The organism is Vibrio sp. 2130-1, assembly GCF_033339515.1.
The window spans coordinates 227,811-237,979 of the sequence record NZ_JAWOUT010000007.1 but is presented as its reverse complement, the minus strand read 5'-3'; the positions used below and the strand labels follow the sequence as shown (position 1 = coordinate 237,979).

Annotated in this window: 6 protein-coding genes and 2 pseudogenes; 3 read left to right on the top strand and 5 right to left on the bottom strand. The window is 44.3% G+C overall.

The window, feature by feature from the left end:
* Positions 1–390: pseudogene (locus R7Q09_RS13140) on the top strand (hypothetical protein); the annotation flags it as partial.
* 4 nt (positions 391–394) lie between these two features.
* Positions 395–2,041, top strand: coding sequence for a BatD family protein (locus R7Q09_RS13135; protein WP_262687363.1), 1,647 nt, complete (start codon positions 395–397; stop codon positions 2,039–2,041).
* A gap of 128 nt (positions 2,042–2,169) precedes the next feature.
* Here the strand turns inward: R7Q09_RS13135 and R7Q09_RS13130 are convergent.
* From R7Q09_RS13130 to R7Q09_RS13110, 5 genes and pseudogenes are all read right to left on the bottom strand, one after another.
* A pseudogene (locus R7Q09_RS13130) lies at positions 2,170–4,293 on the bottom strand (GGDEF domain-containing protein).
* 327 nt (positions 4,294–4,620) lie between these two features.
* Entirely contained in the window at positions 4,621–5,370 is a 750-nt protein-coding gene (pstB, locus tag R7Q09_RS13125) for a phosphate ABC transporter ATP-binding protein PstB (protein WP_005375156.1), read from the bottom strand.
* 60 nt (positions 5,371–5,430) lie between these two features.
* Positions 5,431–6,294: a phosphate ABC transporter permease PstA gene (gene pstA / locus R7Q09_RS13120; RefSeq protein WP_005383923.1), complete on the bottom strand. Its 864-nt coding sequence runs from the start codon at positions 6,292–6,294 to the stop codon at positions 5,431–5,433.
* A gap of 22 nt (positions 6,295–6,316) precedes the next feature.
* The gene (gene pstC / locus R7Q09_RS13115; protein ID WP_005375154.1) at positions 6,317–7,249 is read right to left on the bottom strand and encodes a phosphate ABC transporter permease subunit PstC; all 933 of its coding nucleotides are present in this window, start codon (positions 7,247–7,249) and stop codon (positions 6,317–6,319) included.
* A 100-nt stretch (positions 7,250–7,349) separates the two neighbouring features.
* A complete protein-coding gene (locus tag R7Q09_RS13110; RefSeq protein WP_005375153.1) occupies positions 7,350–8,171 on the bottom strand; it encodes a phosphate ABC transporter substrate-binding protein in 822 nt (273 codons plus the stop codon).
* Between the two features lie 331 nt (positions 8,172–8,502).
* Between R7Q09_RS13110 and R7Q09_RS13105 the strand changes: the two genes are divergently transcribed.
* On the top strand, positions 8,503–10,146 hold the full coding sequence (locus R7Q09_RS13105; protein WP_054574928.1) for a methyl-accepting chemotaxis protein: 1,644 nt from the start codon (positions 8,503–8,505) through the stop codon (positions 10,144–10,146).
* Positions 10,147–10,169: the final 23 nt, after the last annotated feature.

Below are 10,169 nucleotides of genomic sequence, written 5' to 3'. Positions count from 1 at the left end.
CAACAGCAACAGCAACAGCAACAGCAACAGCAACAGCAACAGCAACAGCAACAGCAACAGCAACAGCAACAGCAACAGCAACAAAAGTCTCAAAACGAAGGGAAAGAAGCGCAAGGACAACAGTCACAAAATCAGCAAAATTCTGAAAATAAAAAAGAAAAACAAAAAACGGAACAACATCAACCGCAACGAGATGACAAGCAAGTGAAGGATCAAGGTGAACCAATACAGGCTAAAGCGCATCCCGAAAAAATGCATCAGGATGATCCTGAGTTCCGTCGACTAGAAGCAGTAGAAAGTGCTCGCGACCCAAGCTTTTTGATCCGTGCGCAAATGCAACTTCAAGCGCAACAAAAACAACCTCCACAACAATCTCAAAAGGAGTGGTAAGCCTGTGATGAACAAAGGCGTAAAACTGGTCTTTATTTTTGTGGCCAGCCTAATATCCAGTTTCTCGGTGATGGCACAGACACTTCAAGCTAGTGTGAATAAAACACAAGTAGCCAAGAATGAAGTGATTAACCTCAGAATCATTTCAGATACTGAGCTCAGCTCAGACGCAATCGACTTCAATGTTCTAGAGAAAGACTTCTTCTTGGGTCAACCTCGTTATGGCCGCTCTAGCAATAACATTAACGGAAGAAAATCAGTGCGTACCGAGTGGAGTATCTCAATTGCACCAATGAAAGAAGGTGTTCTGACTATTCCAAGTTTTTCCGCTGATGGCATGAAAACGGAGCCGATCAAACTACGTGTCAACGCGAGCCAAACAGACCCCAATCTTGATGATCTATTTAGCTTCAATATTACGGTCGACAACAGTACGCTCTACCCTCAGCAATCTGCAACATTACGTATACAACTTCTAATTAAAGCGGACACTCGACGCCTAGATAACCCGCAAATAGTACCTCCGCAGATTGAAGGCATGAAGCTTGAGGCACTGGGTGGCTTACAACAAAGACAGAAGATCTTAAATGGGTTAGAAGTAGCGGTCATAGAGCAGTCGTTTCGCTTAACGGCAAATCAACCAGGCACTTATACCTTGATAGGTCCTAAACTGACCGGTTCTTATATTTATGGCGACAGCTTGACGGGCTCAACCAAAATAATGCCTATCAACACCAAAGCGGAACGCATGCCAATCACGGTCAAACCGATTCCGAGCGAATTTAAAGGTGAATGGCTTCCTGCTTCAGCGTTAGAAATGACACAGAGCTGGCAAGACGATCAAGGTAATCTATTGTCGACTAACGCAATCAACACAGTAAAACAAGGCTCTTCACTCACTCGAACCATTCAAGTTAAGGCTCGCGGTACACAAGCCGAATATCTGCCACGAGTCAATATTAGTTACCCGAGTTCACTGCGCGTGTATCCCGAACAACCTAAGTTCGATAGCGCGAGAGATGGCACCGTTACCATGACGGTGAAGCAAGTCATTATTCCTACAGAGGCCGGGAAATATACCTTACCAGGATACGACTTGAACTGGTGGGACAGTCAAAATGATGAAGCGAAGAAAACAACGTTACCAGAGCTAACATTAGACGTAGAGAAAAATGACACTGGGCTAATCACGTTGCCGGAATCGCCTCTTTCAGCGCCTTTAGTGTCAGCCCCTAGTCCTGAATCAAGCGGCGATGTAAACAGTCTCTGGCGAACATTAACCTTTGTTTTCTTAGGGCTTTGGATAATGACATTGGGAATCGCTATTTGGGCATGGAAAAAGCGGTCAATAACAGCGAGTGGAACGGTTTCAAATACTGAACAACCACTTTGCATCGACGCGCTAAAAAAAGTCATCGAAGAGGGCGATGCTGCGAAAATTGAACGCTCTGTAAATGAGTATTTAACCACTCATCAAGACAGGTTAAACCCTGGTGACGTACAAGCAATTAAGCAAGAGCTTAATGCCATGAATCAAGCGTATTTTAGTGCTAACCAACAACCTTGGAGACCTGATTCGCTGCTAGCCAAAATTCAAAACCTTGGCAAAGCAAACGTAACGAAAACCGACCACCAACTCGAAAAGCTATAAATAACTAGATAACAATGGCAGCTCTCATGAGCTGCCCATTCTCTTATCCGGCCAAATTTGCTTTAGCGGTTTTATCTAGAGCACCAACCGCCGCCCCTTCCCTATCAAGTTGCTCTTATGAACATAACTCACTCAACAAACACTTGGGGCTCGTATTCGTATCGCCTTACACAATTTCGCCCATGATTCTTCGCTTGATAGAGTGCCTTATCCGACAACTGATATAAATGGTCGAAATTAAAGTCTTTGCCTTTCGCTTTATAACAGGAGTAACCGACTGAAACGGTAAGTAACTCCCCTTATGGGTTATGTCGATGCTTTATCCCCTCGCCCTCGATACATTGACGAATGCACTCTGCTCTCAGTCGAACCTCCTCTTGCTCAGAACCAATCATGAGCAACGCAAACTCCTCACCTCCGATACGGCAAAAAACTTCATCTTCACCTTTGGTATGATGATCCAAGATATAGCCAATTCGCATCAATGCGATATCGCCTTCGAGATGACCATAGTGATTATTGAATAAGCCAAAATGGTCAATATCAATCAGGATCAGGCCAAACGACATGTCGTCTTCACACTCTAGGGCGCAATATTTTTGCATCACATGTTCTAACATGCGGCGATTACCAAGACGCGTCAAAGGATCGAGCTTAGAAAGTACCTCAAGCTGTCGATTGGCTTCCTCCAACTCTTTTGTTCGGTTCTGAACCTCCAGCTCTAAGTTTTCGTTTAGTTCGCGAATCGCCTCTTGAGCTTGAGTACGTTGCAATACTTCAGCTAAGCTGGACGCGAACATACGAATCACTTCACGTAACTGAGAAGTTAAGGGCGCACGTGTCAGCAAATTATCAACAGCGATAAAGGCGATAGGACCACTGCTATTTGAAGTCAATACCGTCATCGCAGCCCAACCAAAGCCAACAATATTACAGTCATGATAAATAGGCACTGATTCTTCAAATGCGACTTCGTTTGGCATTGAGCGAGCCAGATTTATAAGAGAGAAATCTTGGGTTTCGCCAAAGAAGTAAGATTCATCCACCACATTACCTTGAATATCGGTACCCCACGTTCCTTGCATGTAAGAGCAATTTTCATCAGTTAAAAACACCGCCATTCGATCAATACCAAGATTTTTAATGGCGAAAGTGACGGCCGATTTGCATACTCCACTGACAGTAGTGCAACGTGATAACTCAACCATGCTTGAATGCAGCATGCGTACGTTTTGTTCTTGGCGCTTACGAATGTAAATTTGAGAGAAAAGTGAACCAAACGAGTCCAACATCTGTTTTTGATATGCCGTTATCGGCTTACGATGAATAAAGTTATCTAGCGCGAACCACCCAAACGGTTCATTGCCATCGCGTAAAATCAACATCGCATTCCAGCCCTGCCCGATGACCTTGCCTGCTGTGTATATTGGCGCGTCTTCTACAATCACTAAGTTGCTCTCAAGGCTAGATAACGCGGTGATATACTCCTCGCTAAGTTGATGTAAATCGTATTGTGTGTGAAATTCATCAATCGTAATTCCTGACTCATCCGTGCCGTATGTACCACTGAAGCTGCGCTTTTTCATATCGAGAAGCATCAGTGTAGAGCGATCAAACCCCAATCGTTCACGTAGCGCTTCGACGGCTTTGTAGTACAAGTCCTTTAAAGAATCAGGATTAGAGATTTCGAGTGCAACTTGCTGAACTAACTTCATATTTTCGATAAAGCGCTCGCGTTGGCTAATCTCATCAACATATTGCGCTTCACGAATATCTCTGTGCCTGATCTCTTTCGAGGCATTTTTTTCAGCACGAATACATTGCCAACGCGCCGCTGCGAGTTGCATTGCGTCGTAACTTTCTTCATAGATATTATGTGCCGTGCGAGCATGTACAGATTGAATCAGTAGGTAGGTACGTTTGATAGGCGTGTTGTCGAGCATCATGATGTAACTATCACCACCTAAATCTCGGGTGTGATTCCAGTTACAAGTGTTGATCGCCAGAGGTATGATGCTTTCAGAGGTATCAAACTGACTTGCCCACTCCCAGAATGTCTCAGGATAGTTTTGGGTTGGGTAAAGCTCTCCGCGAGAGAAGCTCATCGAATGACGAGGGTTAATTGAAGGATCTTCAAAAATAGCGAGGGCTTGAGGGGAGAACAGACTCTCTAAATGATCAAAGATTGCCTCCGCTAGCAACCGATGGTCCCTCGTTGAAGACACTTTTCTTGTAAAACTTCTTAAACTCACCCTACCAACCTAATCTGCTTTTTTATCCTCGATAAAAAACTACTTAGGCCATGATATGCAATCAATACGTTCAAATTTGAGCTGTTAAGTCATTCGCAAAATTATCAGACTTAGTGTTACATTCGAGAACTCTTCAGCACTTTTAAAGCCATGTTTCACATAAGTTACATGCTTTATAAACTGGGGAGGAAAGTTGTACTTATTTACAAGATTTTTGTGTTGGTAGATGTTTTAAGCCTACGACTTAAAAAGAAAAAGGCCCCTCATCAAGAGGGGCAAAGTTACCATCGCTTATAGTTATTTAGTTATGCTTGTAAATACGGTGGATTAACCGAAATCACCATTTACGTAGCCTTGAGTACGGTCGTCTTGAGGGTTGCTAAAGATCACTTGCGTATCGTTGTGCTCAACCAGTTCACCCATTAGGAAAAACGCAGTGCGGTCAGAGATACGACGCGCCTGTTGCATTGAGTGAGTCACGATAACGATGGTGTAGTTCTTCTTTAGCTCTTCCATCAGTTCTTCGATTTTGTGTGTCGCAATTGGGTCAAGTGCCGACGTTGGTTCATCCATCAGAATCACATCAGGCTCCATCGCGATTGTACGTGCAATACATAAACGTTGCTGCTGACCACCAGAAAGACCGAATGCGTGTGATTTAAGGCGATCTTTCACCTCATCCCAAAGTGCAGCACCGCGCAGCGAACGCTCTACCACTTCATCAATTGTCTTTTTGTCTTTGATACCTTGAGCACGTAAGCCGTAAGCCACGTTCTCGTAAATGCTCATCGGGAATGGGTTTGGCTTTTGGAATACCATGCCGACTTTGATGCGAAGGTCAGCAACATCAATGTTGCCGTAAATATCTTCGCCGTCCATCGCCAATTTACCTGTAATTTTCACGCCTTCGATTAGGTCATTCATTCGGTTCAAACAGCGTAGAAGCGTTGATTTTCCGCAACCTGACGGGCCGATAAGTGCAGTTACTTGGCGAACTGGAATTGGTAAGTTGATCGATTTCAGTGCTTGGTTGTCACCGTAGAATAGGTCTAGGTTTTCAATATCAAATTTGTTCATTGTCTTAATCTCTTAATTCTTGAATTCGTGTCTTTTAACGTGCGTTCTTAATTAGTGTTGTTAGTAAGTTGCGGTGTTAAAACGTCTAGCAATCAGTTTCGTTACCATGTTGATCAAGAGAACAACCACGATAAGCACTGTTGCCGTACCGTAAGCCTGATTCCATTCTTCAACGGTAAACAGTTCGGTAGTCAGTTTGTATAGGTGAACGGTTAGCGTACGACCTGAATCCAATAAAGAATCCGGAATACGTGCAACCATACCTGCTGTCAGGAATACTGGAGCAGACTCACCAATGACACGACCAATACTTAGAATGACCGAGGTTAAGATACCTGGCATTGCGCTCGGAAGAATCAAACGCCAGATAGTGTAAATCTTAGAAGCACCGAGGCCATAAGAGCCTTCACGGTACGTTTGTGGTACTGCCATCAGCGCTTCTTCCGTTGTACGGATGATCACTGGCAGGATTAGGATACTTAGCGTCAATGCACCCGACAGAATCGAGAAGCCAAGGCCAAGAATCGCCACGAAGAAAGTCATACCAAACAGGCCGAAAATGATCGACGGGATACCCGCCAATGACTCGGTACAGAATCGGATGATTTTCACCAAACGACTGCCCACTTTCGCGTATTCGGTCAAGTAGATTGCCGTCATGATACCGAGTGGCGCTGCCACTGCGATAGAAGCAATAACCATGTAAATGGTCGCCACAATCATTGGGAAGATACCGTGCTCTTCACCTGTGCGCGTATAGTTATCAGTAATGAAGTTCCAATCTACGTGTTGTAGACCGTTTGATAGGATGTACCAGATAATCCAGAACAAAAAACCTACCGTTAGTGCTGCCGAGATCCAGACAAATGCGTTAAAGACATTATCTTTGAACTGGCGTGCTTTTTTCAGTTTTGCGCGATCCATAATAGTCACCTTTAACGAGCGATTACTTCGCTTTTTCTCGGTTTAGGTACAGTAGTACAGCATTCAACGACATGATGAAGACCAGAAGTACTACACCTGTAGCGTAAAGTGCGTTCGCGTGAACACCACTTGCGTAAGACATTTCAATAGCGATGTTTGCAGTTAGTGTACGAGCCGAATCCAAGATGCCTTCTGGCATTGCCGGCGCGTTACCCATAACCATAATGATCGCCATGGTCTCACCCAACGCACGACCGATACCCAGTATCACACCTGTCATGATACCTGAGCGAGCCGCTGGAACGAGCAACTTAAAGATGGTGTAGATTTTCGATGCGCCCAGTGCCAAAGAACCTTCTTTATAAGTACGAGGGACAGCGCGGATAGACGTTTCAGATACCGTAATTACCGTTGGTAGAATCATCACACCAAGAACAATGATACCGGCAAGGATAGTATTACCTGCAGGTACATCAAATACCTTCTGAATCAATGGAACGATAATAACCAGACCGAAGAAACCGTAGACCACTGAAGGAATACCGGCTAGCAGCTCAACCGCTGGACGGATGATGTCTGCTAATCGCTTTGGTGCGATTTCAGCGATAAAAATGGCGGTCAGAACACCAATTGGAACCCCAACAATGACAGCACCAGCCGTCGATACGATAGATGCCACAATCATGGTGGCGACACCGTAAAGCGCAGGTGGTAACCAGTTTTGTCCTAAGACAATGCCCGATACGCCTGCTTCTTGGAATGCCGGAATACTCTCTCGAACGATGAAGTATGCAATAACGGCCAATGAAACAATGCCGATTACGGCACTCGTTAGGAACAAGCCGTGGAAGATGCGCTCTTTCCAGTCTACACGACGCTTCTCGCGTAGGCCTGACTTGCTGATAGCTCTAGCGTCAGTATTCATAAGCTTTTCACTATTTGTTGCGATGGTCATTTAAAAATCTCACGGTTCTGGGCAATGCCGTTGAACACAATGGATAGAAAAGGCTCAGCCCGAAACGTTGGGCTGAGCAAACTTTAGAGTCCCGATGGGATTAGTTAACTGAGATGTAACCTTTTTGGTCAACTAGCGCTTGCGCTTCGTCAGTTAGCATCCAGTCTAGGAATTTTTGCGTTTCTGTTGATGGCTTGCCTTCTTTGTAAAGAACAAGGAATGGACGCGCTACTTTGTAAGAACCGTTTTTAACGTTAGCTACCGTTGCATCAACGCCGTCGATTGCTAGCGCATTAACAGTGTTGTCTACAGTACCAAGAGAAATGTAGCCGATTGCGTATGGGTTAGATGCAACCATTGTTTTCAGTGCGCCGTTACCGTTTGCAACTTGAGCACGTTGAGAGATAGCTGATACTTTCTTACCAGAAATCTTCATTTTTAGAGACATGATGTCTTCAAATGCGCCACGAGTACCAGAAGCTGTGTCACGAGTAATGGCTACGATTGGCTTGTCTGCACCACCGACTTCTTTCCAGTTTGATACTTCGCCTTTGTAGATTGCAGTCACTTGCTCGGCTGTTAGACCTGGCAGTTTGTTTTGTGGGTTAACAACCACTGCGATACCATCACGAGCAACCACTTCTTCGATTAGTGTTGATTCTTTTTCAGAGTCTTTTAGATTACGAGAAGACATACCAAGGTCTGCTGAACCATTTTTCGCTGCTTTTACACCAGCTGAAGAACCAGGACCTTGAACTTCGATAAATACGTTAGGGTTCTTCTTCATGTACGTTTCAGAGAAAACTTCCATCAGTGGAGTTACGCTGCTAGAACCCACTGCAGAGATAGTTTCTTTAGCAGAAACAGGAGTCACTGCCATTGCGCCTAGAAGTGCGATTGCACCGATTACTGTCTTTTTCATCACAATTTCCTTAAGTGGCTTTATTGCCGTTGTGTTTCACTTGAACGGTGCTCACTTTAGAATTTGAATATGACAGTTGTGTTTCACTTAGTTGAACCCTCTATGACACGTTGTCATTTCTAACTATTAATTCCGCGACTTATCCCTCACTCAATTTGAACGTAACGTTTTTATAACGTTGCCTCATGTTCAAGATGATAACCCCATCGATTTTGGTACATTTCATAACAATTAGATATGAGTAACTCATTGATTTGACAAATATAACAATTAAAATCGAAATGCTTATTTATAAAAAAGATAATAATCAAACCGATAGAGGGTCAATCTCATGCGTCAATTTCTTAGTACGCTTTCTATTAAACTTCAGGTTTTTCTGCCTGTTCTATTCACAGTTATATTACTCATCATTGGACTGAGTGTCGGAATCGGTAAACTCGATCAAGCATTCAATAAGGTTTCGGCTTCCACCCATAAGCTAATCATTCACAAAGAGGAACTTAGCGGCATCGTAGACAACACTTACGCCATGCGCATCAAAGCCATTTATAGTCTATTTAGAGCCGAAGATGTTCAGTCTCTCAACCAAGAGCTTTCTGAGCGACAAAACAAAAACCGCGATTTTCTTAACTCCATCGACAATCTCCCTGGCGTTCAAAATGAAGTCAATGCTATGCGTAAGGCCATGAATCACTATGTTGATTTCACTCGCGTTACCATGACACCTCTGCTCACCACTAAACACACTTCTGATTACACCACCTCTGATTTCAATCAAAAGTACGAATCTGCAATGGCTGAGTATCGATTAGCTGGCGAAGCGATGATCAACGCCATCGACAAACTATCTAAACAATTGAATCAAATCGTCACCGATGAAGTCGAAACGAATGGCGAACAACATTCAACCACGCTAACTTACAGCGCCGTCTCGCTTGCGGTGATCTTGAGTGCCGCTTCACTTATTAGTTGGGTACTCGCCAGCTACATCGTTGCGCCGATTCGTAACCTTCAAGTAACGATGCAGGAAGTCGCGAAGGGAAACCTACTAGTTAAGGCCGAAGCCATCGGGAAAAACGAAGTGTCTCAGCTGGCTCGAGATGTAAACCAGACCATAGAAAAACTACGTGAAACTGTAAGCGCATTGGTTCGCATTAGTGAAGATGTGGCATCAGCATCAACCGAGTTAGCAACTGTTATGACTCAAAGCAGCGTCAACTCGGATCAAGAAAAGCAAGAAGTTGAGCAAGTAGCCTCGGCGATCAATCAGCTAGAGTCGACCGCAGCTGAAGTATCGACCAATGCACAAGAAGCTGATAGTGCATCAAATCAAGCACGTACGTTAACCTCACAAAGTATAAGCATGTTTGGGGAAAGCACTCGCGCAAGTGAAAAGATGGCGGAACAACTTAACGAAGCCGCTGCCGTCGTAACTTCGCTAAAAGATCAATCAGAACACATTGGTCGCGTGATCGAAGTGATTGAAGGTATTTCTGAGCAAACGAATCTACTTGCACTGAATGCAGCGATTGAAGCTGCACGAGCGGGCGAAAGTGGCAGAGGCTTTGCGGTAGTGGCCGATGAAGTACGTATGCTGGCAGCACGAACTCAGGAGTCCACCAAAGAGATCCAAACCATTATAGAAGAGCTACAGCAACAATCTGGTCACGCAAATGAAAGTATGCATTCCAGCTTAGCCATGTTGTCAGACAACCAAGCTCTGACACAAGAAGTTAGCCAATCACTTGCTAATATCAGTAATGCTATCGCCGATCTGAACTCAATCAACACTCAAGTTGCAACCGCATCAGAAGAGCAGAAACAGGTCACGGCTGATATCAACAACAACTTAACGAACATCTATGAACTAGTGAGCCAGAACGTAACTGGTATCACTCAATCCGCCGCGGCAGCGCAAGAGTTGTCTGGTTTAGCAGAAAACCAAAAACATCAGCTTAAGCAGTTCCAAGTTTAAATCTCTGAACAACACGATAAGCT

What these genes read in the sequence shown, in the direction of transcription:
- pstB (WP_005375156.1), bottom strand. Translation starts at nt 5,370, where the DNA reads ATGAACAAATTTGATATTGAAAACCTAGACCTATTCTACGGTGACAAC.
- pstA (WP_005383923.1), bottom strand. Translation starts at nt 6,294, where the DNA reads ATGGATCGCGCAAAACTGAAAAAAGCACGCCAGTTCAAAGATAATGTC.
- pstC (WP_005375154.1), bottom strand. Translation starts at nt 7,249, where the DNA reads ATGACCATCGCAACAAATAGTGAAAAGCTTATGAATACTGACGCTAGA.
- R7Q09_RS13110 (WP_005375153.1), bottom strand. Translation starts at nt 8,171, where the DNA reads ATGAAAAAGACAGTAATCGGTGCAATCGCACTTCTAGGCGCAATGGCA.
- R7Q09_RS13105 (WP_054574928.1), top strand. Translation starts at nt 8,503, where the DNA reads ATGCGTCAATTTCTTAGTACGCTTTCTATTAAACTTCAGGTTTTTCTG.